Here is a 24,535-nt window from a genome sequence, read left to right as displayed (position 1 = left end):
GCGGTCAGGAGGCCGCGCGCCGGGCCAGCCCAAGGGCGTACTCCGGCCACCAGGCCCCGGCCTGCGGCCCGCCCTTGCAGGTGCCGTCGGAGTCGCCGGGACGCTTGATCCACAGATAGGCGTCGACGAGTTCGTCGCCGGTGTCGGTGGTGGGCGGCGTGCCCAGGCCGCGGCCGGGCGGGTTGCACCAGGCCTCGTCATGGGCGCCGTCGAGGGGGCCGCGGCCGTTGCGGCTGGTGTCGATGACGAAGTGCTTGCCGTCGAGCCGGGCGGACAGCTTCCTGCCGTACTCCGCGTTCGCCGTGGTCGTGTAGAAGTTCGAGGTGTTCAGGGCGAAGCCGTCGGCCTTGCCGATGCCGGCCGCCCGCAGCGGGCCGGCCAGCCGTGCCGGGTCGCTGACCCAGCCCGCGTTGCCCGCGTCGAGGTAGACCTTGGTGCGGGGCAGCGCTTTGAGGGTGTCCACCGCATGGGTCAGCAGGGCGTAGCGCTCCTCGTGGAACTCGCGGGGCGTACAGCCGTCGACGATGTGGGTGAGGGCGTCCGGCTCCAGTATCACCAGCGCCTCGCGGTCGCCGATGCCGGCCGCGACCTCGTCCAGCCAGGCGCGGTAGCCGGCGCCGTCGTCGGCGCCGCCCCTGGAGTACTGACCGCAGTCGCGGTGCGGGATGTTGTAGAGCACGAGCACGGGGACGCGGCCGTCGCGGGCGGCGGCCTCGGTGTACCCCCGGGCCTGCCCGCGGGCGTCGTCCTGGCCGATCCACTCGGCGACGGGCCGGCTGGCGATCCGCTCCAGCAGCGCGGCGTCCGCCTCCCGGCCGTCCTCGCGCCACCGCGCGGCCTGGCGCGCGGCGGCCGTGTCGGGGTTGACCCAGAACGGTGCCCCGGCCGTCGTGGCCCCGGGGCTCTGGCCGCGGCCCTGTTGCCGGCTCCCCCCGGGTCCCCCGGTGGTGAAGCAGCCGCCCAGCGCCACGGAGAGCAGGCCGGCGGCGGACACCGCGCAGGCCACCCTGCGCAACGGGCCGGTGTTGGTGCCGAACATCCACTCCCCCTTGGATGGCGGGACGAGACCGGTCGCCGTCAATCCTGGCACACCGAACCGCCGAAGGGCCCTCAGAACAGGTCAGTTGCCGCCTTTACCGTCGAATGCCGCGCATCGCCGCCGTGGCAGAATCCCCCCGCGAAAGCCGTGACCGCCGAGGGAAGGAGCGGTGTGTGACAGAGCATCCCGTGCACGGGTTACGCGAGCTGAGGCTCGCGCAGGTCTTCGTGGAACTGGCCGACACCCTGGACGGCGACTTCGACGTCGGCGTCTTCCTGGGGCGACTGGCCGACCGCTGCGTGGAATTGCTGGACGTGACGGCCGCGGGACTGATGCTGGACGACGGGCAGGGCGCGCTGCGGACCGCGGCCGGCCGCGGCGGGGCGGGCGAACTCCTGGGGCGGCAGCGGGAGGAGGGGCCGTGCCTGGACTGCTACCGCGCCTCGACCGTGGTCACCGCCCCGGACCTGGCGCGCTGCGACGACCGCTGGCCGCGTTTCGCCCCGCTGGCGCGCGACCGCGGCTTCCAGGCGACCTATGCCGTGCCGCTGCGGCGCCGGGCCGAGGTGATCGGCGCGCTGAACCTGTTCCGCGGTGAGCCCGGGGAGCCACCGGGCGGTGATGTGGCGCTGGCCGGGGCGTTCGCGGACGCCGCCGCGATCGGGATACTGCAGGAACGGGCCAGGAGCCGGCAGGAGGTGCTGGCGGACCAGTTGCAGGCGGCGCTGGAGAGCCGGGTCGTCCTGGAGCAGGCCAAGGGCGTGCTGGCGGAGCGCTGGGGCGTGGGTGTCGACGAGGCGTTCACGGCGCTGCGGCGGTACGCGCGCACGCACCGGGTCCGGCTGACGGAACTGGCGCGGGGTGTCGTGACGGGTGCGGTGGACTCCGGCCCTCTGCGCGACGGCGGAGCATGATCCGTTCGCGGGGGAAAGTCAAGTCTGCTCCTCCGCCGCGCGTGTGACGGCCCGTCCGGCATAGGCTGGACCCACCACCCCGGACCCCGGTGGCGTCCCGCTGCCCGTAGCGCAGCCCCATGCTCCCGCTTCCGGAGACGGTTCCCATGTCCGACGACGCCACAGACCCCACGCCCCGGATCCACCGGCGCGCGGACGGCGCCAGCACCCTGGTGACGCTCGGCGGCGAGGTGGACGTGCTCACCGCGCCCGGGGTGTCCGCCGCGCTCGACGCCCTGACGGGGGCCGACCGCCCGGACATCGTGGTGGATCTGCGTCCGGTGGAGTTCATCGACTGCAGCGGGCTGTCCGCACTGGTGCGCGCCCGGCGCCGGGCCGAGGAGCACGCCGGGCGGGTACGGCTGGTGTGCCGGGACGAGTTCACGATGCGCACGCTGCGGGCGACCCGGCTGACCCAGTGCTTCACCATCCTCCCGGACTGGCCGGAGCCCGCGGCCTGACGCGCGCTGCGGGCGCGCGCCCCCGACACGCCCTAGCCCGGCCGCGTTCAGGTGTTCTAGCCTGACAGGGCGGCCCAGGACCCCGGTCGCCGGAAGTGCCTCCTATGCCTTCAGGACGTGGTCCGGCCATGGCCAAGCTCGCGGCCTCCTCACGACTGTCCCTGTCCGATCCGCACAGATCCGCAACCGACGTCTCCTGGACCTTCTCCCTGCGGCGTGCCCCCGGCAGTGACGCGCTGGCCGCCCGGATGAGCGGGGCGGCGCTGGAGACCCTGGCGTACGGCGCCGCGGCGGCGCGGGTGGCCGAGGCGGTCGGGGTCGCCTGCGGCTATGTCGTCGCCCACGGTCAGACACGCCGGTTCCGCGTCACGCTGGGCGTGGACGGCGCCCGTTGTTCGGTGTGCGTGACGGACACCGGCTACGGCCGGCCGCCCGCCGCGCCCGACGGCACGCCTCCGGAGCCGCCGTCCTCGGACGAGACCACCCGGCTGTGCCGGGAGCTGACCGGCACCGGGGACGGTGAGCCCCCCGACGGCGTACGGGTGCACCACACGGCGGACGGCACGGTGCTGGTGCGCTTCCGCGCCCGCCTGCCCGAGCCGGGCGGCACGGCGACGGCCCACCGTCTCTCCCCTGACGTGCCGGACCACTCCCGCGGTCCCGGCGCCCGAGGGTGAGGAGCGCCCGGCCGGCGGTTCCGGGAGGAGCGGAACCGCGGCCGGGCGCTGTACCCCCGGGGACGTGCGGGATGCGATCAGGCCGTCGGCTCGATCCGTACGGTGCGTCCCTCGCGGGCGGAGACGGCGGCCGCCTCCAGGACGGTGAGGGCGGCGGCCGCCTCGCGGGCGCCGACCGGCGGCGGGGTGCCGTCGCGCAGGGCGGCGGCGACCGCGGCGTAGTAGGCGGGGTAGTCCCCGTGGACGGTCGGCACGGGGCGCACGTCGTCGCCGGCGCCGAGCAGGCCCCAGGCGGACTCCGGTTCGGTGCCCCACTCGGCGCCGGGAGCGGGGCGCGCGCCGTCGCGCAGGTCGGCCTCCTGCGGGTCCAGGCCGTGCTTGACGTACCCGGCGGTGCTGCCGAGCACCCGGAAGCGGGGGCCGAGCTGCGCGGTGGTGGCGCTCATCCACAGGTGGGAGCGGACGCCGCCGGCGTGGGTGACGGCCACGAAGGCGTCGTCGTCGACCTGGGCGCCGGGCCGGCGCAGGTCCAGCTCGCCGTGGACGGAGACGGCGGGACCGAAGAGGGTGAGCGCCTGGTCGACCAGGTGGCTGCCCAGGTCGTAGAGGAGGCCGCCGACCTCGGCGGGGTCGCCGGACTCGCGCCACCCGCCCTTCAGGCTCGGCCGCCACCGCTCGAAGCGGGACTCAAAGCGCCACACCTCGCCCAGTTCGCCGCGCTCGACCAGGCCGCGCAGGGTGAGGAAGTCGTTGTCCCAGCGGCGGTTCTGGAAGACCGACAGCAGCAGGCCGCGCTTCTCGGCGAGGTCCGCGAGGGCGTGCGCCTCGGCCGCGGTGCCGGCGATCGGCTTGTCGACGACGACCGGGAGCCCCGCCTCCAGGGCGGCGGTCGCGAGCGGGACATGGGTCTTGTTGGGCGACGCCACGACGATCAGGTCGAGCTCGCCGGCGCGCTTCCACAGCTCGTCCGGGGTGTCGGCCAGGCGGACGTCCGGGTACTCGGCGCGGGCCTGCGCCCGGCGCTCCGGGCTGCCGGTGACAACGGTGTCCAGGACGAGGCCGTCGGTGGTGGCGATCAGCGGGGCGTGGAAGACCGAGCCGGCCAGGCCGTAGCCGACCAGCCCGACACGAAGGGGTGCGGGAGCCATGCGACCACTTAAGCAACGCTGTTGCCAAAGTGCAAGCGGTGCCCACAATGGGAGATGTGAACAGGGCAATCTCCGGCGCGAACCTGCCCGCGCTGCGCAGCCACAACGCCGCCCTCGTCCTCGGCCTGCTGCGGACGGCGACGGCGGGCGAGGGCGCGGGCATCAGCCGGCTGGAACTGGCGGAGCGCACCGGGCTGACCCCGCAGGCCGTCAGCAAGATCACCGCACGGCTGCGCGCCGACGGGCTGGTGGACGAGGCGGGCCGCGGCGCCCCCACCGGTGGCAAGCCGCGCACGCTGCTGCGCCTGGCGCGCCGTGCCCGGTACGCCGTGGGGGTGCACCTGGACCGCGACGAACTGACCGTGGTGCTGGCCGACCTGGCGGGCGGCGTGGTGGACGCCCGCACCGTCCCGCTGGACCTCGGCCGCCCGGCCGGGCGGGTGCTGGAGTCGGTGGCGGTCCTGGTCCGGGAGACCGTCGCCGGGACGCCCGGCGCGGACGGGGCGGTGCTCGGCGCCGGGCTCGCCTGCCCCGGCCCGCTCGACCACACCGCGGGGGTACTTCACCGCGTCACCGGTCTGCCCGGCTGGGAGGGCTATCCGCTGCGCGACGCGCTGGCAGACCGGCTCGGGCTGCCCGTCGTACTGGACAAGGACACCAACGCCGCCGCCCTCGCCGTGCTCCCGCCCGGCGGCGACGCCGACGGCGGCACCGGGGCGGACCGGGACGCCGGGGACTCGTTCGGCTACCTGCATCTGGGAACCGGGCTCGGCGCGGGCCTGGTGCTCGGCGGCGCCCTGCACCGCGGCGCCCGCACCGGCGCCGGGGAGTTCGGCCACCAGGCGGTCGCCCTGGACGGGCCGGTGTGCGCCTGCGGGAACCGGGGCTGCCTGGAGGCCCTGTGCCTGGCCGCCGTGGGCCGCGGCGCCCCGCAGGAGGCGGCCCGGCTGCTCGGCGTCGGCGCCGCCAACCTGGTCTCCCTGCTGGACATCGACCGGGTCGTACTCGGCGGCCGTACCGTACTGGCGGATCCCGCGCTGTTCACGCGGGAGGTCGCCGCCGCGATGGACCCGCGCACGCTGCGCGCCGCCGGCCGCACGGTGCCCGTCACCGTCGCCCCGGCCGGGCGGCGCGTGGTCGCCGAGGGTGCCGCGCTGCTGGCGCTGGCCCCGCTCTTCGGCCAGACGGCGGTGGGCTAGCCGCCCGTACGGGTGCGGAGGCGGGCCGGCACCGTGCCGCGCGGACATATCAACCGATGACCGTGACAGCTTCGCTGCCCATGAGGTGGTGCAGCGCTCTGGCCTTGGCCGCGACCGCGGCCGCCCTGACGACCCCCCGCGCGGCCGGGGAGGAACCCTTCCCGGTCACCGCCCGGCTGGTGGGCGGCCCGCACGCGTACACGGCGGGGGCCGGGGCCCGGGAGTTCCGGGTGGAGCTGGCCAACCGCTCCCGCGAACCCCTGCGCGACGTGCACCCGGTCCTGGTCTTCGTCGACCGCGGCCGGAAACTGACGGCCGATCAGATCCTCCTCGAGTACGAGGTGACGACCGCCCGGAGCGCCGGGGGCGAACAGGACCGCGCCTGGCGGCCGGTGTCCGTCGAGCACACGGACAACGACGAGAACATCGCCGTGGTGGGCGGCGAGAACGGCCCGGGCACCACCCTGCCGCCGGGCCGCGCGGTGGCGATCGCGCTGCGGCTGCGCTTCACGGCCCGGACGCCCGCCGGACGGGTCAGGGCGTCGGCCACGATCATGGAGCGGCGCGGCCGGGACGGCGACTGGGTCGGGGAGTCCGCCGGCTACGACTTCGACGTCGTCCCGCCCCGGACCGGCACCGCCGGACCCCAGTCGCCCCGCCCGGACCTGCCCGGCGGCGGTGAGACCGGCGGGGACGGCGGCACGCCCACCGCGCCCGGCGCGGGGCCGGGTACGGAAGGCGGCGGACGACCGAGTGCCGGCCCGGCCGGATCCCCGGCGCCGGACACCTCCCCCGGCGCGGGTCCCGGCACCGGACCGGGCAAGGGCACCGGACCGGGCCCCGGCACCGGACCGGGCAAGGGCGACGAGGGCGGCGCGGGCCCCGGACCCGAACTCGCCGCCACGGGCAGCCGCCACCGGGCGCCCGCGCTGATGCTCACGGGCGCCGGCATGCTGCTGGTGGCGGGCGGCGCGGCCCTGCGGTTCAGCCGCCGAGGGTGAACCAGGTGCTGCGGGACTTCTGCCACTCGGGGTGGCTGAGGTCCTTGGCCTCCTTGCCGTCGCCGTACAGGTCGGCGGCACCGTTGTCGGTCAGCAGCTGCGCGCGGGCGCCGGGGACGGTGAGGTCCGGGACGTCCACGACGGCCTCCCAGGCACCCGGGTCGGAGGTGGGCAGGTCGAGCAGCTTGACGGGGGTGCCGCTCGCGGTGCCGTCCCAGGAGTAGAGGGCGTACGGGTCGCTGTTGTCGTCGGCGGCCCAGGAGCCGGCCAGGATCAGGTACTGCCCGGCGGCGTTGCGGCGGATGTCGCGGACGCTGAGGCCGCCGAGGTCGAGGGTGATCGGGGTGCCGAAGGTGGCGTGGACGGAGGTGTTGGGCTTGCCGCCGACGAGCTTGTCGAGGTTGGTGACCGGCACCAGCAGCGCCTTGCCGCCGGAGGCCGGGGGCACCAGCGGGGCGCGGAAGCCGATGTAGGCGGTGCTGGTGGAGCCGGGGGCGAACTCCATGCCCTCGGCGTTGAAGCCGTCGATGGCCTTGGGTATCTCGCCGGAGGCGGCGCCCGCGGCGAAGCCGTAGCGGTTGCCGGCCGCCTTGTCCCAGGCGATCAGGTCGGCGCGCAGGCCCTCGTAGTATCCGGAGACGGTCAGCTGGGTGCCGGCGCCGCTGCCGGTGACGGTGGTGGCGAAGAGGGTGGAGCGGTCGGCCTTGATCTCGCCGTCCTTGTTGTTGCCCATCGAGCCGGTCCAGTAGATGGTGTCGCCCGCGCGGGTGCCGGCCTCGATGTCGATCTCGGAGGAGGCGCCGGCCTTGGAGCCGATGTCCCAGGTGCGGACGGGGGCGCCGGAGCCGTCCCGCGCGTACAGCCGCAGCACGTTGCTCTCGTCGTCGGCGACGACCATGTAGCCGCCGCCGACGTCCACGGCGGCGGAGGCGTCGCTGGAGCCGGTGGTGTACCGGGTGTCGGCGGCGTGGCCGACGGCGGCGGAGGCGGCGTAGTGCAGCGTCTTGGTGGCGGTCTTGCCGCCGAGGCCGGTCACCTTGACCGTCAGATCGGCATAGCCGCGGGCGCGGGGGGCGACGGTGAGGCTGCGGGTGCCGCCCGTACCGGTGACGGTCACGTCGCCGGTGCCGGCCACGGAGGTCTTGGTGCTGGCCGAGGCGGCGACGGTCAGCGCGGAGGCGTCCGCGCCGCTCTGCGCGACGGTGACCGCGACGGCCGGGTCGGCGGTGCCGCCGACCGCTCCGGAGAGGTAGGAGGCGGACAGGGAGATCGTCGGGGTGCCGTAGGAGGCGGCGCCCGCGGGGGTCCCCAGGAGCGGAACCAGCGTGGCGGCAAGCGCGGTGGCGACCGCGCCGGAGACGAGGGTGGCCGTGCGGGTGCGGGACAGCATCGGTGGACGCCCTTCCAAGATCGCTGCGGAATGCGGGGAGAGCCTGCTCCGCGATCGCGAACTCCCGCCTCCCTCAGGGTGTTCGGCGGGTGAACGCTGCCCGGCGCCGCACCGCCGCCCCGATCCCGAAGGACGCCCCCGGCCCTCCCGGCCGGGGGCGCGCCGCCGTCAGACGAGGTCGACGAGATCCGCGATGGAGTCCACGACCGTGGTGGGCCGGTACGGGAAGCGGTCGATGTCGCCCGTCTTCGTCAGGCCGGTGAGCACCAGGAACGTCTGCATCCCCGCCTCCAGGCCGGCCAGTACGTCGGTGTCCATGCGGTCGCCGATCATGGCGGAGGTCTCCGAGTGCGCGCCGATGGTGTTGAGCCCGGTGCGCATCATCAGCGGGTTCGGCTTGCCGACGAAGTACGGGTCCTTCCCCGTGGCCTTCGTGATCAGGGCGGCCACCGAGCCGGTCGCGGGCAGCGCGCCCTCCGGCGAGGGCCCGGTGTTGTCGGGGTTGGTGGCGATGAACCGGGACCCGGCGTTGATCAGGCGGATGGCCTTGGTCAGGGCCTCGAAGGAGTAGGTCCGCGTCTCGCCGAGGATCACGAAGTCGGGCTCGTGGTCGGTCAGGACGTAGCCCGCGTCGTGCAGGGCCGTGGTCAGGCCGGCCTCCCCGATCACGTAGGCCGTCCCGCCGGGGTGCTGGTCGTCCAGGAAGCGGGCCGTGGCCAGCGCCGAGGTCCAGATGTTCTCGGCCGGCACGTCCAGGCCGATGCGGCTGAGCCGCGCCGCCAGGTCGCGGGGCGTGTAGATCGAGTTGTTCGTCAGGACAAGGAACGGGCGGCCCGAGTCCCGCAGCCGCTTGATAAAGGCATCCGCACCGGGCACCGGGATGCCCTCGTGCATCAGGACGCCGTCCATGTCGGTGAGCCACGATTCGATGGGCTTGCGCGCTGTCATGGCTGCGGACTCTAGTCCGGCCGAGTGACCTGTGCACGTGCGAGCCGTGTCCGGCCTGGGTCCCCGGTCCGGCCGATCCCCCCGACTCGTACGGAGCACCACCGCATGCGGCGGCCCGCGCGGGAAGGGACCTTCGAAAGACCGGGGCCGACCAATCCGACGACGTGAGCCCGGGTGAGTGGAGGTTGTGATCATGGGCTCTGTCATGGGAGCCGCCCGCGTTCCCCTGTGCGCCGCCGCCGCGGCGACGCTGATCGCGATCTGCGGTCCCGTCGCCCTGGCCGACGACGGGCCGGGTGGTGACGACTCCAGCGGGACGTCGTTCCGGTTCGGCGGGGGCGGGGGCGGGGGCGGCGGCGGAGGCGGAGGCGGAGGCGGCGGGGACCAGAACGACAACGGGAACAACCCCCTCCTGCAGTTCGGCTCGAAGGGCGACGACGACCGACAGGACAGCGGACGCGACACCAGCGGACGGGACGACGAGGACGAAGACGAGGACAGCGGACGCGACAACGGCGGCCGCGACACCAGCGGCCGGGACAACGACGACGAAGACGAGGACAGCGGACGCGACAACGGCGGCCGCGACACCAGCGGCCGGGACAGCGGACGTGACGACAGCGGCCCGGACACCAGCGGCCGGGACGACACAGGCGGAGTCGGCGGCGCGGGCGGCGCGGGCGGCGCGGGCGGAGTCGGCGGGGTCGGCGGGGTCGGCGGAGTCGGCGGCGCGGGCGGAGTCGCCGGCCCGGTGAAGATCACCCCCGGCACGGCCGGCCCCGGCGGTGACGTGGACGTACGGACCGACCAGTGCGACCGGGCCAAGACGGGCACCGTCAACTCCTCGGCGTTCGTCACCCCGGTCACCCTCGCCCCGGCGAGCGACGGCGGGATGTACGCCTCGGCCGTGGTCCGCTCGGGCCTGACCGCCGGCTCGTACCGGGTCTCCATCACCTGCGACGGCAAGTCCCACGAGGGCACCCTGGTGGTCACCGAGGACAACGGCGCCTTCCCGTCCGCGCCCGTCCCCGCGGGCGGCGGGGCCATGGCGACCCAGCAGGCCGCGGAACAGCGGCAGGCCGGGGTGCCAGGCGTCGTGGTGGCCGGGGTGCTGGCCGTGGCAGGGGCCGCCGGACTGGTGGTGCACCGCCGCCGCACCCGGGACTGACCCGGTGCAGCCACGTACCGTCGCGGCCCTCGCGGCCGCCGTGGTGCTCTGCGCGGCGTGGCTGAGGGGATACGTCGACCCGGCCCCGCCCGGCTCGGGGGTGGGCGCCCCCGCGGCCGCCGCCACGGCGGACGCGGAGTCCGGCGCGGCGGGGCGGCCCGCCCAGGTGTACGCGGCCCACACGCCGCTGCCCCCGGCGCGTCCGCTGCGGATCGACATCGCCTCGGCCGGCATCCACGCCAAGCTGGTGGAGCGCGGGCTCACCGCCGACGGCGCGGTGGACCCGCCGCCGTTCAGCACCCCGAACGTGGCGGGCTGGTACGGCCGCGGGCCCGCCCCCGGCGACGCGGGCGCGGCGCTGATCGTCGGACACGTCGACACCCGCACCAAGGCGGCGGTCTTCTACGCCCTGAGCACGGTGACGCAGGGCGACCTGGTGGAGGTCACCCGGTCGGACGGCTCGATCGCCGAGTTCGCCGTCGAGGGCGTGGAACTCGTCGACAAGACCGGATTCCGCCCGGACCGGGTGTACGGCTCGGGGGTCCGCCCCGAACTGCGGCTGATCACCTGCGGCGGCACCTTCGACCACGCCACGCAGTCCTACTCGGCGAACGTCGTGGTGTACGCGGCGCTGACCGGCTCGCACACCAAGGCCTGAGCACCACCGGCAGCCGACGGGCGGTCAGACGCCCAGGTCGCGGATGAGCTTGGCGACGTGCCCGGTGGCCTTGACGTTGTACCAGGCGTGCTCGACCTTGCCCTGCTCGTCGACGACGACCGTGGAGCGGATCACCCCGGTCACCACCTTGCCGTACAGCTTCTTCTCCCCGAAGGCGCCGTACGCGGTCAGCACCGACTTGTCGGGGTCGGCGAGCAGCGCGACCTTCAGCGACTCCTTCTCGCGGAACTTCGCCAGCTTCTCCGGCTTGTCGGGCGAGATGCCGATGACGTCGTATCCGGCGCCCGCGAGCAGGTCGAGGTTGTCGGTGAAGTCACAGGCCTGCTTGGTGCAGCCGGGGGTGAGGGCGGCCGGGTAGAAGTACACGATGACCTTGCGGCCGGCGTGGTCGGCGAGGGAGACCTCGTTGCCGTCGGCGTCGGGAAGGGTGAAGGCGGGGGCGGTGTCGCCGGGCTGAAGGCGCTCGCTCATGGTGCAGTTCTCCGATTCGGGGTGCCGACGGGCATCGGCACGGGCGGGCTGACAGACTGTCTGCACGGTACCGGTCGACAAGGACGATGGAGGCGGAGCAGTGTCGGATGGCAGGAGCCCTGCTCAGATCGAGGCGGACATCGCCCTCAAGCGGCAGGCGCTGGCCGCGACGCTGGACGAGATCGCGGTGCGGGTGCACCCCAGCACGATCGCGGCGGACGCCAAGGCGAAGGTCGCCTCCGCGGTGGACCGCACCGCGGGCCGCGCGTACGTGGCGGTGAACCGGGGCGTGACCGAGCTGCGGGGCCACTTCGTGGCGGAGGACGGAGCGCCGCGCGTGGAGCGCATCGTGCCGGTCGCGGTGGCGGCCGTGGCACTCGTCGCCGTGGTGGCCGGGCTCTCCCTGCGCCGGCGTCGCCGGTAACGTCGTACCTGTGAGTTCGAATACGCATGACAAGCTTCCCATCCGCATGCTGCACGACCGTGTGCTGGTGCGCTCCGACGTGCCCGAGGGCGAGCGGCGCTCCGGCGGCGGCATCCTGATCCCCGCGACGGCGGCCGTCGGCAAGCGGCTCTCCTGGGCCGAGGTGGTCGCGGTGGGGCAGAACGTACGGACCGTCGAGGTCGGCGACCGGGTGCTCTTCGACCCCGAGGACCGGGCCGAGGTCGAGGTGCGCGGCACGGCCTATGTGCTGATGCGGGAGCGGGACCTGCACGCGGTGGCGGCGGAGCGGCTGCAGGGCACCGAGGACTCCACCGGCCTCTACCTCTGAATTTGTTATCGTCGGGTTCGTCCCCTGACGAGACGCGCCGTACCAGGGCCCATGCAAAGACGACGCCCCCTGAACCCGTGAGGATCGTGGAGGTGCCCGTCATGGCATGGGTCCTGTTGTGTGCCGCCGGCCTGCTCGAGGTCGGCTGGTCGATCGGCATGAAGTACACCGACGGCTTCACCCGGCTGTGGCCCAGCGTCGGCACGGGGCTCGGCATCGTCGCCAGCATGCTGCTGCTGTCGTACGCGGCCCGGACGCTGCCGATCGGCACCGCCTACGGGGTGTGGGTCGGGATCGGGGCGGCCGGCGCGGCGGTGCTCGGCATCGTGGTGCTGGGCGAGCCGGCGACCGCCGCCCGGATCTTCTTCATCTGTCTGCTGCTGGTGTCCGTGGTCGGCCTGAAGGCGACCTCGGGGCACTGAACCGCACACGCGGCGCCGGACCGCGTCGAGCGCCGCCGGGGAGCCCGGCGGCGCTCCGCGGCGTTATGGCACGTCCCCGCCGCCGGGGTCGCCGTCGAGGCCGCCGATCGGCAGCCCGCCGTCCTCCGAGCCGCCGTCCGTGCCGGGGCTGGACGGTCCGCCCGGCTCGGTCGGCTCCTCGGTGGGCGGCGCCTCCGTGGTGGGCGGCGCGGAGGTCTCCGGCGGTGCCGTGGTCGGCGGCGCCGACGTGGGCGGGGCCGAGGTGGCCGGCGGGGCCGTGGTCGGCGGCGCCGAAGCGCCGGGCTCCAGGCGCAGCTTGAAGTTCTTCGCCGGCTGCCCCTTGAGGGCGCCCGCCGTGTACTGGGCCCAGATCTGCGTGGGGTAGCCGCCGCCGTTGACGCGGGCCAGCCCCGTCGTGCCGTACAGCTTCTTCTGAGCGCCGGTCTGGGAGTCCTGACCCATGACGGCGACCACGGTGGCCAGGTCCGGGGTGTAGCCGGCGAACCAGGCGGCCTTGTCCTCCTCCGCCGTGCCCGTCTTGCCCGCGGCGGGACGGCCCGCGGCCTGCGCGGCGGTGGCGGTGCCGCCGCGCACCACCGAGCGCAGGATCGAGGTCGTGGTGTCGGCCGCCTCGCGGTGGATGGCCTGCTGGGGCCGGCGCGTGGGCAGGTGGACCTCCTCCCCGTTCTTGGTGATCTTCACCACCATGGTGTACGGGACGTAGCGGCCGTGGTTGGCGAGCGTCGCGTAAGTCTGTGCCATGTCCAGCGGGCTGGCCGTCATCGTGCCGAGCGCCATCGCCGGGGTGCTCACCAGCTTCACCTTCTCCGGCATGCCCAGCGCCCGCACCGTGTTGTTGACGTTCTTGGGGCCGACGTCCTGGGCCATCTGGGCGTAGACCGAGTTCACGGACTTGTCCATGGCGCTGGTGACGGTGATCGGGCCGTAGGAGACGCCGTCCTCGTTCCCCGGGGCGTAGCCGGTCGGCCCGTCCGGGCCGACGACCTCGCGCTTGTTCCTGCCGTCGTAGACCGTGTACGGGGTGATGCGCCGGTCGTTCTGGGTGGTGGAGTCGTTCTGGACGGCGGAGGCGAAGATGAACGGCTTGAAGGTGGAGCCGACCTGGTAGTCGCTGCGGGTCGCGTTGTTGACGAACTGCTTGGTGTAGTCGATGCCGCCGTACATCGCGACGACCCTGCCGGTGGCCGGGTCGATGGACGCCCCGCCGACGCGCACGTACTTGTCGGTCGGGTGCTTCTTCGGGTCGAGCTTGTCCAGCAGCTGGTCCTCGGCCGCCTTGACGAAGGCCTTCTCCTTCTTGCGGTCGATGCTGGTGGTGATGCGGTAACCGCCCGAGCGCAGCGTCTCCTCGTCGAGGATCTTGCTCGCGTACAGGTAGTCCTTGACGGCCTCGACGAGGTAACCGCGCTGGCCGGACATCCCCGTGGCGGGCTTGGCCTTCAGGGGCTTGGGGAACTCCAGCGAGGCGCGCTCGCCCGCGCCGAGCCAGCCCTCCTTGACCATGCCGTCCAGCACGTAGTCCCAGCGGGCCTTCGCCTGGGCCTTGTTCTCCGGGTGGGCCACGATGTCGTACTCGCTGGGCGCGTTGAGGAGGGTGGCCAGGTAGGCGCCCTCGGCGGTGTCGAGTTCGTCGGCGTCCTTGCCGAAGTAGGCCTGGGCGGCGGCCTGGATGCCGTAGGCGTTGCGGCCGTAGTAGCTGGTGTTGAGATACCCCTCGAGGATCTCCTCCTTGCTCTTCTCGCGGTCCAGCTTGATCGCGATGAAGAACTCCTTGGCCTTGCGGATCGCCGTCTGTTCCTGGTTGAGGTAGTAGTTCTTGACGTACTGCTGGGTGATGGTCGAGCCGGACTGCTTGCCCTTGCCGGTGACCGTGTTCCACCCCGCGCGCAGCATCGCCTTCGGGCTGACCGCGGACTCGTGGTAGAAGTTCCGGTCCTCGGCGGCGAGGGTGGCGTGCTGGGCGTCCTTGGACACCTGGTCCAGGCCCACGTTCTCGCGGTTCACCGCGCCGTCGCGGGCGAGCTGGGTTCCGTCGGAGTACAGGTAGACGTTGCTCTGCGCGACCGCGCCCGCGTTGGCCTTGGGGATGTCGACCAGCTGGTAGCCGATGATGAACGCCCCCGCGCACGCCAGCACGATCAACAGGAGCGTGCCGAGCACCGCGCGCCAGCTCGGGATCAGTCTGCGGGCACCGGTGCGCTTCGGCTTCGTGCCGGAAGGCCGGTCGTCCCAGCCGCCGGGGGAAGCGTTGCTGCTGCTCATGTCTGTACTGACTCCTCCGCGGCCGCCGAGGGTTGTGCCGCGGCGGAACATCTTGGGTCAATCGTGCCGTACGACCCGCCGGACACTCTCCCACCATCAGGACAAAAGGGGTCATCGCCGCGCATCCGTGACAAGCCTGTGACAGGCCGAAGGTGTGACCCCCTCCACCCCGGCGGGTGAAAACTCCGTGGCACACGGCGGTCACCGCGAGTAGGGTCGGGCGCTTGCGCGCGAACGGGTGGGCCCGTTCCCCGGAACCGGGAGGAGGGACCATGCACCTGTACGCCACCGTGGCGGCGAGCGGATTCCGGCGCCACGCGACGTACCGGGTGGCCACCGCGGCCGGTGTCTTCACCAACACCGTCTTCGGCTTCATCACCGCATACACCTACATCGCCCTCTGGCACGAACGACCCCACCTGGGGGGCTACGACCAGTCCATGGCGTTGACGTACGTCTGGATCGGCCAGGCGCTCTTCGCGACGTCCTCGCTCATGGGCGGCGGATTCCAGGACGAACTGATCGAACGCATCCGCAACGGCGACATCGCCGTCGACCTCCACCGCCCCGCCGACCTGCAGGCCTGGTGGCTCTCCGCCGACCTCGGCAGGGCCGGCTACCAGCTCCTCGCCCGCGGCGCACTGCCCATGGCCTGCGGCGCCCTCGCCTTCGACCTCGCCCTGCCGGCCTCCGCCGGCACCTGGGCCTGCTTCCTGCTGTCCGTCGCCCTCGGGGTCGTCGTCAGCTTCGCCCTGCGCTACCTCGTCGTCCTGAGCGTCTTCTGGCTCATGGACGGCACCGGGATCGTGGCCGTCTCCGGCCTGTCCACCCTCTTCTTCTCCGGCATGCTGCTGCCCCTCAACGCCTTTCCCGGCGACCTGGGCCGCATCGCCCTCGTGCTGCCCTGGTCGGCGCTGCTCCAGGTCCCCGCCGACATCCTGCTCGGCCGGCACACCGGCACCGGGCTCGCCGGGGCACTGGCCTTCCAGGCCGGCTGGGCGGTGGTCCTGCTCGGAGCCGGACGGCTGCTGCAGTCCGCGGCCACCCGCAAGGTGGTGGTCCAGGGTGGGTGAGGCACTGCGCGCCTACGGACTGATCGTGTGGATGTGGACCCGCTCGACGATGGCGTACCGCACGTCGTTCGTGATGACCGCGCTCGTCAACTTCGCCATCACCGGGCTGGACTTCGCCGCGATCCTGCTGATGTTCTCCCAGACCGACCGGCTCGGCGGCTTCTCCCTCCCCGAGGTCGCCTTCCTCTACGGCACCGCGAGCACCGCCTTCGGCCTGGCCGACCTCGCCCTGGGCAGCATGGACCGGCTCGGCCTGCGGATCCGCGACGGCACCCTCGACACCCTCCTGGTGCGGCCCGCGCCCGTCCTGGCCCAGGTCGCCGCCGACCGCTTCGCGCTGCGCCGCATCGGCCGGGTCAGCCAGGGACTGCTCGTCCTGGGCTGGGCGGTGACCCGGCTCGACCTCGACTGGACCGCGCAGAACCTGCTGCTGCTCCCCCTGATGCTGCTCAGCGGCGCCGGCATCTTCTGCGCGCTCTTCGTGGCCGGGGCGGCCTTCCAGTTCTGGGCCGGCGACGCCTCGGAGGTGCAGAACTCCTTCACCTACGGCGGCACCACCCTGCTGCAGTACCCGCCGACGGTCTTCACCAAGGACATCGTGCGCGGCGTCACCTTCGTGGTGCCGCTCGCCTTCGCCAACTGGCTGCCCGCCCTGCGCATCCTGGGCCGCCAGGACCCCCTGGGCCTGCCCGGCTGGGTCGACTTCGCGCCGCCCCTGGTCGCCGTCGCCTGCTGCGCCCTGGCGGGCGTCGCCTGGCGGGCCGGCCTGCGTTCGTACCGGAGCACCGGGAGCTGACACCGACATGACCGACCTCATCGAACTCGACCGCGTCGAGAAGGTCTTCGACGTACGCCGCCGCACCGGCGGCCTGCTGCGCCGCGAACGCCGCCGGGTGCGGGCCGTGGACGGCATCTCCTTCACCGTCCCCGCCGGCGAGATGATCGGCTACATCGGGCCCAACGGCGCGGGGAAGTCCACCACCATCAAGATGCTCACCGGCATCCTCACCCCCAGCGGCGGCCGCCTGCGGGTCGCCGGCATCGACCCCTCCCGCGAACGCACCCGTCTCGCCCGGCGTATCGGCGTCGTCTTCGGCCAGCGCACCACCCTGTGGTGGGACCTGCCGCTGCGCGACTCCTATGAGCTGGTCCGCCGCCTGTACCGCATCGACGACGCCCGCTACCGCCGCAACCTCGACCGGTGCGTCGCCCTCCTAAACCTCGCACCGCTCCTGGAGGTCCCCGTCCGGCAGCTCTCCCTCGGCCAGCGCATGCGCGGCGACATCGCCGCGGCCCTGCTCCACGACCCCGAGGTGCTCTACCTGGACGAGCCGACCATCGGGCTGGACGTCGTCAGCAAGGCCAAGGTCCGCGAGTTCCTGAGGACCGTCAACACCGAGCAGGGCACCACCGTCCTGCTCACGACGCACGACCTCACCGACATCGAGCAGCTGTGCAGCCGCGTCATGGTCATCGACCACGGCCGGCTGATGTACGACGGCGGCCTCGACGGGCTGCACGCCGCCGGCGAGAGCGAGCGCACCCTCGTCGTCGACTTCGAACGGGAGCTGCCGCCCGTCGAGCTGCCGGGCGCCCGCTGCGACCGGGTCGAGGGGCCCCGGCAGTGGATCGCCTTCCCCTCGGCGGCCAGCGCGGCGCCGCTGGTCGCGGAACTCGCCGCGCGCCACGGCATCGTCGACCTGTCCGTGCGCGAGCCCGCCATCGAGGACGTCATCGCCCGCATGTACGCCGCCACCACCGCCCCGGCCTGAGCCGGCCCGGGCGGGGCGCCCACGGGAGGGGCGCCCGCGCGCCGGTCAGCGCAGCGCGGCCAGCGCCGCGCGCACCCGCTCCACCGCGCCCACCGTGGTCGACGCGTGCGCCGACAGCCGTACGGAGTCCGCCCGCACCGACGGGGTCACCCCCTGCTCGTGCAGGGCCTTGGCGATCCGGGCCGGATCCACGTCCGGCACCGCGAAGGACACGATGCCCGCCCGCTCGGCGCGGGCCACCGGGGACAGCACCTCCCCGCCGGCCGAGCGGACCACGTCGATCAGCCCGTCGACCCGCCGCGCCACATGGTCCTCGATCGCCGCCACCCCGACGCCCTCGACCAGTTCCAGCGCCACCGCGAAGGCCGCCGCCGTCACCGGGCTGAGATTGGTGATGCTCCAGCGCAGCGCGTCCGGCGCGACCGCGTGCTCGGTGTCGTCGAAGACCGCCACGTCCTCGACCCCGGTCCACCCCGTCAGCGTCGGCTCCAGCCGCTCCAGGGCCCGGTCCGACAGCGCCGCGAAACCGGTCGCCCAGCTGGCCCGCAGCCACTTCTGGCCGCCCGCCACGACCACGTCCGCCGCCTGCCACGGCAGCTCGGCGACGCCGAACGCCTGCATCGCGTCCACCACGAGCAGCCGGTCGCCGATCACCTCGCGCAACGCCGCCAGGTCGGCCCGGTAGCCGGTACGGAAGTCGACGGCGCTCACGGACACCGCCACGACCTCGTCCGTCAGCGCCTCGCGCACCGCGTCCGGGGTGGGCGCGCCGTCCAGCCAGCGCGGCACCGCACGGCCCAGCGCGGCGGTGCGCCGCCACGGGTAGTGGTTGGCGGGGAAGTCGGCGGACGGCACCAGGACCGCCCCGCCGGGCAGGCCGAAGGCGGCGTGGAAGAGCCCCGTGGAGGCGTTGGGCAGCAGCGCCACGTGCCCGATGTCGGTCCCCGCGAGCCGGGCGGCGGCGGCCCTGGCGCGCGGCTCGGCGCGCATCAGGTCGTTGACGGTGGTGTGGTCGGCCTCCGCCGACTCCGCCAGGGCGGCCGCCGTGACGTCCAGCACATCCCGCGAGGGCGGCCCGTAGCGGGCGAAGTCCAGGTAGCCCTCGGGCTCGCCGAAGTGCTCGGCATAACCGGGCAGACCGCCCGCGTGATCCGTCATGGGTGTCGTCGTCCCGTCCGTGCTCGTCACACCTTTGCCGCGGCGCCGCTCGTGAGCAGCGACAACCGCACAGTCTCCGCCATGCGCAGGTAGCCGGCGTCACTGGGGTGCAGATGGTCGCCCGAGTCGTAGGCGGCACGCAGCGCGGTGGGGCGGTACGGGTCACGCAGCGCCCGGTCGAAGTCGATCACCGCGTCGTACACGGTGCCCGCCCGGATCGCGGCGTTCACCCGCTGCCGCACCTCCTCCGCACGCGCGTTGCAGCCGGGGTGGCCGCCGCACGGCGCGAGCGTGGCACCCAGCACCCGCAGGCCGTGCGCGTGACCGCGGGCCACGATCTCCCGCAGCCCGGCGAGGATGTCGTCCGCGCTGTCCCGCTGGGGCGGCCGCAGCGCGTCGTTGATGCCCAGCTCGACGACGAGGGTGCGGACACCGCTCTGCGCGAGCACATCGCGGTCGAGGCGGCTCAGCGCACTGGGGTTGCCGCCGTTCTCGCCGTCGCGCAGCACCCGGTTGCCGCTGATGCCCTGGTTGAGGACACCGAGCCGCAGCCCCCTGTCGCCGGAACTCCGCAGCCGGGCCGCCAGGCGGTCCGGCCAGCGGCGGTTCGCGCCGGGCGTGGCGGTGACGCCGTCGGTGATCGAGTCGCCGAACAGCACGACCGACCCGGCCGCCTGCCGGGTGAGGACGTCCACCGCCGTGACGTACCGCCAGTACGGCGTCGGTGTGGTGTACGCCGAGCCGTCGGTCCGCGTGGTGCGCTCACCACGTGCCATGAACGAGGTCTGCTGCGCCCGCGGGTGGTACGTCACCGGGCCCGAGCCCTCCGGGGTGAACGTCGTCACCAGCAGGTCGGCCGCCTGCGGCACGGCCAGTCGCACCGGATCGCTGACGATGCTGCCGCCCGCGGGGATCCGCACCTGCGTCCGCCGCCCGAAGGTCAGCTCGCGCATCGTGCCGGGGACCGCCACCGGGGACCCCGGGGCCGACGCGACGGCGACCGTCGCACGGCCGACCGGCAACGGCGTCCGTCCGAAGAGGTTGGAGAGGTGGACGCGCACCGAGGTGCCCCCGATGCTGGTGTGCACGATGTTGCGAATCGACCAGCCGGGATAGCCGTCCGGAGTGCCCGGCTCGCCCCCGGCCGGGGACGCGGACCAGGTGCCCACCCACGATCCGGACGCCGCAGGCGCCGCCTGTTGGGGCACACCGGGCAGTCCGACGCCCGGTACCGGCCCATCGGAACGGCCGAAGGCGTCGGTACGGCCGGCGGTGACGAAGATCGCGGCGGAGATGATCGCGACCAGCGCGACCATTCCGGCGAGCAGCGCATAACCGGTCGATCTGGCCATGCCGTGCTTCACTCCTGGGATCAAGGGGCGGGAAACCGGCGCGATCCGCTGCCGCCATGATCCCATGGGGGCGTCGGGCCTGCCCGTCTGCACTGTCGGACGCCGGGAACTCGTTGTTCGTTCCACTCGATGAGTGTGGTGTGGACGATACGCGGAAGGAGCGGATGAAGCGGATGGAAACGGCTCCGGTGACCGGATCGGCCGAAGGCCAGACCCCGGCGTTCTCGTACAGCCCCGCGGACGAGGACCGCCGGCGGGGGGTGCGGCGCATGAAGCTGATCGCGACCGGCCTGCTGCTGGCCGCCACGGTCGTCTACGCGCTGGCCAAGTGGGCGGAGTCCACCGGGGCCGGGGCGTGGTCCGGATACGTCGCGGCCGCCGCCGAGGCGGGCATGGTCGGCGCGCTCGCCGACTGGTTCGCGGTGACCGCGCTCTTCCGCAGGCCGCTCGGCCTGCCCATCCCGCACACCGCGATCATCCCCACCAAGAAGGACGCCCTCGGCCGCACCCTCGGCGACTTCGTCGGCGAGAACTTCCTGTCCCCGCAGGTCGTCCGGACCCGGCTGCGCAAGGTCGGCATCGCCCACCGGCTCGGCGCCTGGCTCGAGCACCCCGAGCACGCCGACCGCGTCACCGAACAGGGCGCCGCGGCCCTGCGCGGCGCCCTGACCGTGCTGCGCGACTCCGACGTCCAGGCGGTGGTCGGCGAGGCCATCACCCGGCGCGCCGACGCCCAGGAGATCGCCCCGGGGATAGGGAAGATGCTGGAGCGGATCGTCGCCGACGGCGGTCACCGGCGGGTGGTCGACCTGGTGTGCGTCCGGGCCCACGACTGGCTGGTCGAGCACTCCGACTCGGTGATGAACGCCGTCCAGGAGGGCGCCCCCGGCTGGACCCCGCGCTTCGTGGACCGCCGGGTCGGCGAGCGCGTCTACAAGGAACTGGTGCGCTTCACCGCCGAGATGCGGGACATGCCCGAGCACCCCGCCCGCGGGGCGATCGACCGCTTCCTCGCGGACTTCGCCGTCGAGCTGCAGTCCGACCCGGACACCCGGACCCGCGTCGAGCGGCTGAAGCGGGAACTGATCGCGCGGAACGAGGTCCAGGACCTCATCGAGTCCGCGTGGGGCTCGGTCCGCGGCATGATCGTCGCCGCGGCCGAGGACGAGCGCAGCGAACTGCGGCTGCGGGTCCGGGCCTCGCTGCTGTCGCTGGGCGCGCGGATGACCGAGGACCCGCGGCTGACCGCCAAGATCGACGGCTGGCTGGAGGACGCGGCCACCTACGTGGTCACCACCTACCGCGACGAGATCACCGCGCTGATCACCGACACCATCGCGGGCTGGGACCCCGAGCAGACCACCCGCAAGATCGAGGCCAACGTCGGGCGGGACCTGCAGTTCATCCGGATCAACGGCACCGTGGTCGGCGCCCTCGCGGGACTGGCCATCTACACCGTGTCGCGGCTCTTCGCGGGGTGACGCGGGGGCCGCGGCCGAGCGCGCCGCGAGACCGCGCGTCCGGCACCCGGGCACCCGTACCGCGGGCATCCATGCTCCGGGCACCCGTACCCCCGTCGCCCGGCACGAGCCTGGGAATCTGACGTACCGTCAATTACCGTGCCGGCATGCCCACCCGCGCCCGCGCCCATGTCCGTGCCCGCACTCGTGCTCGCGCCCGCACCCACCCCCGTGCCGACGCCCACGCCCGTGCGCCGCTCCGCCGGTCGGGACGCGCGCTGTGGAGCGCCGGCGAAGCGGCCCTCACCCTCGGCGCCGTCCTGCTGCTCCTCGTCGCCCACCAACTGTGGTGGACCAACCTGCGGGCGCGCGCCGACGCCGGCGACCGGGTGACCGCCCTGGAACGACAGTGGGACCGCACCGACACCACTGCCACCCCGCCCACCGATACATCGGATGAATCGACGGCCACCGACGACACCACACCCCGCACACGCCCCCACGACAACGGCATCCGCGCCCGAACCGGCACCACGCACGCCACCCGCGCCTACGCCGTCCTCCGCATCCCCCGCATCGGCGTCACCGCACCCATCGCCGAAGGCGTCAGCCGCGCCACAGTCCTCAACCACGGCTACGCCGGCCACTACCCGCACACCGCCGGACCGGGACAGCCCGGCAACTTCGCCCTCGCCGGCCACCGCAACACCCACGGCGAACCCTTCCGCCGCATCGACCGGCTCCGCCCCGGCGACACCCTCGTCGTCGAGACCGCCACCACGCGCTACACCTACGTCGTCCGGCAGACCGTCCCCCGCACCACACCCACCGACGGCACCGTCATCGCCCCCGTCCCCCACAGCACCGTCCACCCCCGACGGCACATGACCGGCCCCGGCCACTACATCACCCTCACCACCTGCACCCCCGAATTCACCTCCACCCACCGCCTGATCGTCTGGGGCGGGCTCGCCCGCGCGGAACCACGCTGACCCCCCGTACGTCATCCCCTGCGGAACGGACGGAAGGAGGAGCCCACATGACCCGCAGAACCACCGCGGCCGCACGCGCGCACGGCGCCGCACTCCTGCTCCTCCTCACCGCACTCCTGCTCACCGCGCTCCTGCTCACCCACACCGGACTCACCGGCGCCGTCGCGGCCGCCACCACCACCGCCGCCGTCGCCCTCCTGCTCGGCTGCGCCCGCCGCCTCACCGCCGGGGCGCCCCCCGTCCCCCGCGGACGCGTCCGCACCGCGCTGCGCGACCGGCAACGCCGCACCGCCTTCCTCCCCCAGCGCGACCCCGACGCCTCCGGCCGCCCCCGCCCCAGAGCCCCAGGCCGCCCCCTCCCGACGGCCGCCTAGGGGCACCGGCACCGCGCCACCCACCGCCCCACCGCGCCCCGTCACGCCGCGCCCGCCCGACCGGCACGACGACACCCCGCGGAGGGTCCCACCCCCATGTCCGTGTTCACGCACGCCCTGCTCTCCCTCACCCACGCCCTCACCCCCCTCACCGGACGCGACGCCGCACCGGTCGCCGCCATCGTCCTGTGCACCGTCCTCGTGAGACTCGCCCTCCACCCGCTCGCCCGCGCCGCCGCCCGCGGCGAGAAGACCCGCGCCGCCCTCGCCCCGCGCGCCGCCGAACTGCGCCGCAAGCACGCACGCGACCCGCAGCGACTCCAGCGCGCACTGACCGACCTCTACGCCGACGCGGGCTCCACCCCCTTCGCCGGCATACTCCCGACCCTCCTCCAACTCCCCGCCTTCTTCGTGCTCTACCACGCCTCCTCCGCCGCCCGGATCGCCGACGACCACGCCGGCGCCCTCCACGCCGCGATCCTCGTCGTGATCGCCGCCGTCGCCTTCTGGTCCTACCGCCGCGCCCGCAAAGCCGCCCCCGACGCCCAGGGCCTCGCCAAGCACCTGCCGCTGCTCTCCTTCGGCACCCTCGTCACCGCCGCGATCGTCCCCCCGGCCGCCGGCGTCTACCTCGCCACCACCACCGCATGGACCGCCGCCGAACGCGCCCGGCTGCACCGTCCACACCATGGTCAAGGGGTTGCGGACGCCACCCCCACCGCTGGAGGATCAGCCAAGACCTCCGATGACCGTCCCCATCGGACATGACCACCGACCCACCACCACCCCGACCACACCACCCCGGAGAGTCTTGTGAAACTGCTGCGAGTCGGCCCCGCCGGAGCCGAACGCCCGGCCCTGCTCGACCAGAACGGCGCCCTGCGCGACCTGTCCTCCCTCACCACCGACATCGACGGCCCCCTGCTCGCCGACCCGGACGCCCTCACCCGCATCCGTACCGCGGCCGCCGACGGCACCCTTCCCGTCCTCGACCCCGCCGGCCTGCGCGTCGGCCCCCCGCTCACCCGCATCGGCAAGATCGTCTGCATCGGCCTCAACTACCACGACCACGCCCGCGAGACCGGCGCCGCCGTCCCCGCCGAACCCATCCTCTTCATGAAGGCCCCCGACACCGTCGTCGGGCCCGACGACACCGTCCTCGTCCCCCGCGGCAGCCACAAGACCGACTGGGAGGTCGAACTCGCCGTCGTCATCGGCCGCGAACTGCGCTACGCCGCCGACGAGCGGGAGGCCCTCGCCGCCGTCGCGGGCTACGCCGTCGCCCACGACGTCTCCGAGCGCGCCTTCCAGATCGAGCGCGGCGGCCAGTGGGACAAGGGCAAGAACTGCGAGACCTTCAACCCGCTCGGCCCCTGGCTGGTCACCGCCGCCGAGATCCCCGACCCCCAGGCCCTGGGCCTGCGGCTGTGGGTCAACGGCGACCTCAAGCAGGACGGCACCACCGCGGAACAGATCTTCCCGGTCGCCGAAGTCGTGCGCTACGTGAGCCAGTTCATGACGCTCTACCCCGGCGACGTCATCAACACCGGCACCCCGGCCGGCGTCGCCCTCGGCCGCCCCGAGCCCAAGCCGTACCTGCGGGCCGGCGACGTCGTCGAGCTCGAGATCGACGGGCTCGGCCGCCAGCGCCAGGTCCTCAAGGACGCGTAGCCCCTCCTCCGTCGTGGGGGGGGGGGGGGGGCGCCGGCCCCCCGGGGGCCCCCCCGCCCGGACCGGCCCCG

Annotated in this window: 26 protein-coding genes and 1 riboswitch; of the genes, 18 read left to right on the top strand and 8 right to left on the bottom strand. The window is 73.9% G+C overall.

From position 1 onward, the window contains the following. Window positions 1-4: 4 nt before the first annotated feature. Window positions 5-1,039, bottom strand: a complete 1,035-nt coding sequence (locus tag AB0F62_RS21945; RefSeq protein WP_361801428.1) for a glycoside hydrolase family 6 protein — start codon at window positions 1,037-1,039, stop codon at window positions 5-7. A 173-nt stretch (window positions 1,040-1,212) separates the two neighbouring features. Between AB0F62_RS21945 and AB0F62_RS21940 the strand changes: the two genes are divergently transcribed. The 3 genes from AB0F62_RS21940 (at window position 1,213) to AB0F62_RS21930 (ending at window position 3,130) form a co-directional block, all read left to right on the top strand. Continuing rightward, window positions 1,213-1,953, top strand: coding sequence for a GAF and ANTAR domain-containing protein (locus tag AB0F62_RS21940; RefSeq protein ID WP_361801425.1), 741 nt, complete (start codon window positions 1,213-1,215; stop codon window positions 1,951-1,953). A gap of 146 nt (window positions 1,954-2,099) precedes the next feature. After that, window positions 2,100-2,453: an STAS domain-containing protein gene (locus AB0F62_RS21935; RefSeq protein ID WP_361801422.1), complete on the top strand. Its 354-nt coding sequence runs from the start codon at window positions 2,100-2,102 to the stop codon at window positions 2,451-2,453. A 128-nt stretch (window positions 2,454-2,581) separates the two neighbouring features. Next, window positions 2,582-3,130 carry a hypothetical protein gene (locus AB0F62_RS21930; RefSeq protein WP_361801419.1) on the top strand — a complete coding sequence of 183 codons (549 nt, stop codon included), beginning with the start codon at window positions 2,582-2,584 and terminating at the stop codon, window positions 3,128-3,130. A gap of 77 nt (window positions 3,131-3,207) precedes the next feature. Here the strand turns inward: AB0F62_RS21930 and AB0F62_RS21925 are convergent, their stop codons facing one another. Continuing rightward, window positions 3,208-4,278, bottom strand: a complete 1,071-nt coding sequence (locus tag AB0F62_RS21925) for a Gfo/Idh/MocA family oxidoreductase (RefSeq protein ID WP_361801416.1) — start codon at window positions 4,276-4,278, stop codon at window positions 3,208-3,210. 47 nt (window positions 4,279-4,325) lie between these two features. Between AB0F62_RS21925 and AB0F62_RS21920 the strand changes: the two genes are divergently transcribed. Both AB0F62_RS21920 and AB0F62_RS21915 read left to right on the top strand, forming a co-directional pair. Beyond that, a complete protein-coding gene (locus AB0F62_RS21920; RefSeq protein ID WP_361801624.1) occupies window positions 4,326-5,477 on the top strand; it encodes an ROK family protein in 1,152 nt (383 codons plus the stop codon). A gap of 56 nt (window positions 5,478-5,533) precedes the next feature. Then, window positions 5,534-6,478: a hypothetical protein gene (locus AB0F62_RS21915; protein ID WP_361801413.1), complete on the top strand. Its 945-nt coding sequence runs from the start codon at window positions 5,534-5,536 to the stop codon at window positions 6,476-6,478. On the opposite strand, the gene AB0F62_RS21910 is transcribed toward AB0F62_RS21915, so the two are convergent. Both AB0F62_RS21910 and AB0F62_RS21905 read right to left on the bottom strand, forming a co-directional pair. Continuing rightward, complete coding sequence (locus tag AB0F62_RS21910) at window positions 6,462-7,868, bottom strand: hypothetical protein (RefSeq protein WP_361801410.1); 1,407 nt, start codon at window positions 7,866-7,868, stop codon at window positions 6,462-6,464. The genes AB0F62_RS21915 and AB0F62_RS21910 overlap by 17 nt on opposite strands. Window positions 7,869-8,036: 168 nt before the next feature. Continuing rightward, window positions 8,037-8,816, bottom strand: coding sequence for an HAD-IIA family hydrolase (locus tag AB0F62_RS21905; RefSeq protein WP_361801407.1), 780 nt, complete (start codon window positions 8,814-8,816; stop codon window positions 8,037-8,039). A gap of 193 nt (window positions 8,817-9,009) precedes the next feature. Between AB0F62_RS21905 and AB0F62_RS21900 the strand changes: the two genes are divergently transcribed. Further along, window positions 9,010-9,984: a hypothetical protein gene (locus AB0F62_RS21900; protein ID WP_361801404.1), complete on the top strand. Its 975-nt coding sequence runs from the start codon at window positions 9,010-9,012 to the stop codon at window positions 9,982-9,984. A 4-nt stretch (window positions 9,985-9,988) separates the two neighbouring features. Next, window positions 9,989-10,642 (top strand): class F sortase, encoded by a 654-nt coding sequence (locus tag AB0F62_RS21895; protein ID WP_361801401.1) that lies wholly within the window; start codon window positions 9,989-9,991, stop codon window positions 10,640-10,642. A 24-nt stretch (window positions 10,643-10,666) separates the two neighbouring features. Here the strand turns inward: AB0F62_RS21895 and bcp are convergent, their stop codons facing one another. Further along, the gene (gene bcp, locus AB0F62_RS21890; protein ID WP_361801398.1) at window positions 10,667-11,134 is read right to left on the bottom strand and encodes a thioredoxin-dependent thiol peroxidase; all 468 of its coding nucleotides are present in this window, start codon (window positions 11,132-11,134) and stop codon (window positions 10,667-10,669) included. 100 nt (window positions 11,135-11,234) lie between these two features. Here bcp and AB0F62_RS21885 point away from each other — a divergent pair, with 100 nt between their 5' ends. The 3 genes from AB0F62_RS21885 (at window position 11,235) to AB0F62_RS21875 (ending at window position 12,329) form a co-directional block, all read left to right on the top strand. Further along, entirely contained in the window at window positions 11,235-11,558 is a 324-nt protein-coding gene (locus tag AB0F62_RS21885) for a DUF3618 domain-containing protein (RefSeq protein ID WP_361801395.1), read from the top strand. A 10-nt stretch (window positions 11,559-11,568) separates the two neighbouring features. After that, a complete protein-coding gene (locus AB0F62_RS21880; RefSeq protein WP_361801392.1) occupies window positions 11,569-11,907 on the top strand; it encodes a co-chaperone GroES in 339 nt (112 codons plus the stop codon). Window positions 11,908-11,912: 5 nt separating this feature from the next. Next, window positions 11,913-11,976: riboswitch (guanidine-III (ykkC-III) riboswitch) on the top strand. Window positions 11,977-12,008: 32 nt separating this feature from the next. Further along, on the top strand, window positions 12,009-12,329 hold the full coding sequence (locus tag AB0F62_RS21875) for a multidrug efflux SMR transporter (RefSeq protein ID WP_089225959.1): 321 nt from the start codon (window positions 12,009-12,011) through the stop codon (window positions 12,327-12,329). A gap of 63 nt (window positions 12,330-12,392) precedes the next feature. Here AB0F62_RS21875 and AB0F62_RS21870 read toward each other — a convergent pair whose 3' ends face one another. After that, on the bottom strand, window positions 12,393-14,612 hold the full coding sequence (locus tag AB0F62_RS21870; RefSeq protein ID WP_361801388.1) for a transglycosylase domain-containing protein: 2,220 nt from the start codon (window positions 14,610-14,612) through the stop codon (window positions 12,393-12,395). A 272-nt stretch (window positions 14,613-14,884) separates the two neighbouring features. Here AB0F62_RS21870 and AB0F62_RS21865 point away from each other — a divergent pair, with 272 nt between their 5' ends. From AB0F62_RS21865 to AB0F62_RS21855, 3 genes are read left to right on the top strand one after another with little or no spacing between them, the layout of a single operon-like run. Beyond that, window positions 14,885-15,685, top strand: a complete 801-nt coding sequence (locus AB0F62_RS21865; RefSeq protein ID WP_361801385.1) for an ABC-2 family transporter protein — start codon at window positions 14,885-14,887, stop codon at window positions 15,683-15,685. Next, window positions 15,678-16,481 (top strand): ABC transporter permease, encoded by an 804-nt coding sequence (locus tag AB0F62_RS21860; RefSeq protein WP_361801382.1) that lies wholly within the window; start codon window positions 15,678-15,680, stop codon window positions 16,479-16,481. Before AB0F62_RS21865 ends, AB0F62_RS21860 begins: the two co-directional genes overlap by 8 nt. Before the next feature lie 7 nt (window positions 16,482-16,488). Next, window positions 16,489-17,457, top strand: a complete 969-nt coding sequence (locus AB0F62_RS21855) for an ATP-binding cassette domain-containing protein (RefSeq protein WP_361801379.1) — start codon at window positions 16,489-16,491, stop codon at window positions 17,455-17,457. Window positions 17,458-17,502: 45 nt separating this feature from the next. On the opposite strand, the gene AB0F62_RS21850 is transcribed toward AB0F62_RS21855, so the two are convergent. Together AB0F62_RS21850 and AB0F62_RS21845 are read right to left on the bottom strand one after the other, a co-directional pair. Then, the gene (locus AB0F62_RS21850) at window positions 17,503-18,615 is read right to left on the bottom strand and encodes an aminotransferase class V-fold PLP-dependent enzyme (RefSeq protein ID WP_361801376.1); all 1,113 of its coding nucleotides are present in this window, start codon (window positions 18,613-18,615) and stop codon (window positions 17,503-17,505) included. Window positions 18,616-18,641: 26 nt separating this feature from the next. Beyond that, a complete protein-coding gene (locus AB0F62_RS21845; RefSeq protein WP_361801373.1) occupies window positions 18,642-19,967 on the bottom strand; it encodes an SGNH/GDSL hydrolase family protein in 1,326 nt (441 codons plus the stop codon). 173 nt (window positions 19,968-20,140) lie between these two features. Here AB0F62_RS21845 and AB0F62_RS21840 point away from each other — a divergent pair, with 173 nt between their 5' ends. The 5 genes from AB0F62_RS21840 (at window position 20,141) to AB0F62_RS21820 (ending at window position 24,464) form a co-directional block, all read left to right on the top strand. After that, on the top strand, window positions 20,141-21,448 hold the full coding sequence (locus tag AB0F62_RS21840) for a DUF445 domain-containing protein (RefSeq protein WP_361801621.1): 1,308 nt from the start codon (window positions 20,141-20,143) through the stop codon (window positions 21,446-21,448). Between the two features lie 146 nt (window positions 21,449-21,594). Further along, a complete protein-coding gene (locus AB0F62_RS21835; RefSeq protein ID WP_361801370.1) occupies window positions 21,595-22,419 on the top strand; it encodes a class E sortase in 825 nt (274 codons plus the stop codon). Window positions 22,420-22,466: 47 nt separating this feature from the next. Then, window positions 22,467-22,793 (top strand): DUF6412 domain-containing protein, encoded by a 327-nt coding sequence (locus AB0F62_RS21830; RefSeq protein WP_361801367.1) that lies wholly within the window; start codon window positions 22,467-22,469, stop codon window positions 22,791-22,793. 96 nt (window positions 22,794-22,889) lie between these two features. Further along, window positions 22,890-23,561 carry a YidC/Oxa1 family membrane protein insertase gene (locus AB0F62_RS21825; RefSeq protein WP_361801364.1) on the top strand — a complete coding sequence of 224 codons (672 nt, stop codon included), beginning with the start codon at window positions 22,890-22,892 and terminating at the stop codon, window positions 23,559-23,561. 45 nt (window positions 23,562-23,606) lie between these two features. Continuing rightward, on the top strand, window positions 23,607-24,464 hold the full coding sequence (locus tag AB0F62_RS21820; protein WP_361801361.1) for a fumarylacetoacetate hydrolase family protein: 858 nt from the start codon (window positions 23,607-23,609) through the stop codon (window positions 24,462-24,464). The last annotated feature ends 71 nt before the right edge of the window (window positions 24,465-24,535 follow it).

It is taken from the genome of Streptomyces sp. NPDC026673, assembly GCF_040638135.1.
In the GTDB taxonomy this organism is placed as follows: Bacteria; Actinomycetota; Actinomycetes; order Streptomycetales; family Streptomycetaceae; genus Actinacidiphila.
Note: the sequence above shows the minus strand (reverse complement) of the source record. Positions and strands in the feature narration are given on the sequence as shown.

Bases quoted from the DNA above. Each gene is read 5' to 3' on its own strand.
- AB0F62_RS21825 (WP_361801364.1), top strand. From the start codon at position 22,890: ATGTCCGTGTTCACGCACGCCCTGCTCTCCCTCACCCACGCCCTCACC.
- AB0F62_RS21845 (WP_361801373.1), bottom strand. From the start codon at position 19,967: ATGGCCAGATCGACCGGTTATGCGCTGCTCGCCGGAATGGTCGCGCTG.
- AB0F62_RS21900 (WP_361801404.1), top strand. From the start codon at position 9,010: ATGGGCTCTGTCATGGGAGCCGCCCGCGTTCCCCTGTGCGCCGCCGCC.
- AB0F62_RS21935 (WP_361801422.1), top strand. From the start codon at position 2,100: ATGTCCGACGACGCCACAGACCCCACGCCCCGGATCCACCGGCGCGCG.
- AB0F62_RS21865 (WP_361801385.1), top strand. From the start codon at position 14,885: ATGCACCTGTACGCCACCGTGGCGGCGAGCGGATTCCGGCGCCACGCG.
- AB0F62_RS21875 (WP_089225959.1), top strand. From the start codon at position 12,009: ATGGCATGGGTCCTGTTGTGTGCCGCCGGCCTGCTCGAGGTCGGCTGG.
- AB0F62_RS21850 (WP_361801376.1), bottom strand. From the start codon at position 18,615: ATGACGGATCACGCGGGCGGTCTGCCCGGTTATGCCGAGCACTTCGGC.
- AB0F62_RS21835 (WP_361801370.1), top strand. From the start codon at position 21,595: ATGCCCACCCGCGCCCGCGCCCATGTCCGTGCCCGCACTCGTGCTCGC.
- bcp (WP_361801398.1), bottom strand. From the start codon at position 11,134: ATGAGCGAGCGCCTTCAGCCCGGCGACACCGCCCCCGCCTTCACCCTT.
- AB0F62_RS21855 (WP_361801379.1), top strand. From the start codon at position 16,489: ATGACCGACCTCATCGAACTCGACCGCGTCGAGAAGGTCTTCGACGTA.
- AB0F62_RS21870 (WP_361801388.1), bottom strand. From the start codon at position 14,612: ATGAGCAGCAGCAACGCTTCCCCCGGCGGCTGGGACGACCGGCCTTCC.
- AB0F62_RS21930 (WP_361801419.1), top strand. From the start codon at position 2,582: ATGGCCAAGCTCGCGGCCTCCTCACGACTGTCCCTGTCCGATCCGCAC.
- AB0F62_RS21920 (WP_361801624.1), top strand. From the start codon at position 4,326: ATGGGAGATGTGAACAGGGCAATCTCCGGCGCGAACCTGCCCGCGCTG.
- AB0F62_RS21840 (WP_361801621.1), top strand. From the start codon at position 20,141: ATGGAAACGGCTCCGGTGACCGGATCGGCCGAAGGCCAGACCCCGGCG.
- AB0F62_RS21925 (WP_361801416.1), bottom strand. From the start codon at position 4,278: ATGGCTCCCGCACCCCTTCGTGTCGGGCTGGTCGGCTACGGCCTGGCC.
- AB0F62_RS21905 (WP_361801407.1), bottom strand. From the start codon at position 8,816: ATGACAGCGCGCAAGCCCATCGAATCGTGGCTCACCGACATGGACGGC.
- AB0F62_RS21945 (WP_361801428.1), bottom strand. From the start codon at position 1,039: ATGTTCGGCACCAACACCGGCCCGTTGCGCAGGGTGGCCTGCGCGGTG.
- AB0F62_RS21915 (WP_361801413.1), top strand. From the start codon at position 5,534: ATGACCGTGACAGCTTCGCTGCCCATGAGGTGGTGCAGCGCTCTGGCC.
- AB0F62_RS21910 (WP_361801410.1), bottom strand. From the start codon at position 7,868: ATGCTGTCCCGCACCCGCACGGCCACCCTCGTCTCCGGCGCGGTCGCC.
- AB0F62_RS21830 (WP_361801367.1), top strand. From the start codon at position 22,467: ATGACCCGCAGAACCACCGCGGCCGCACGCGCGCACGGCGCCGCACTC.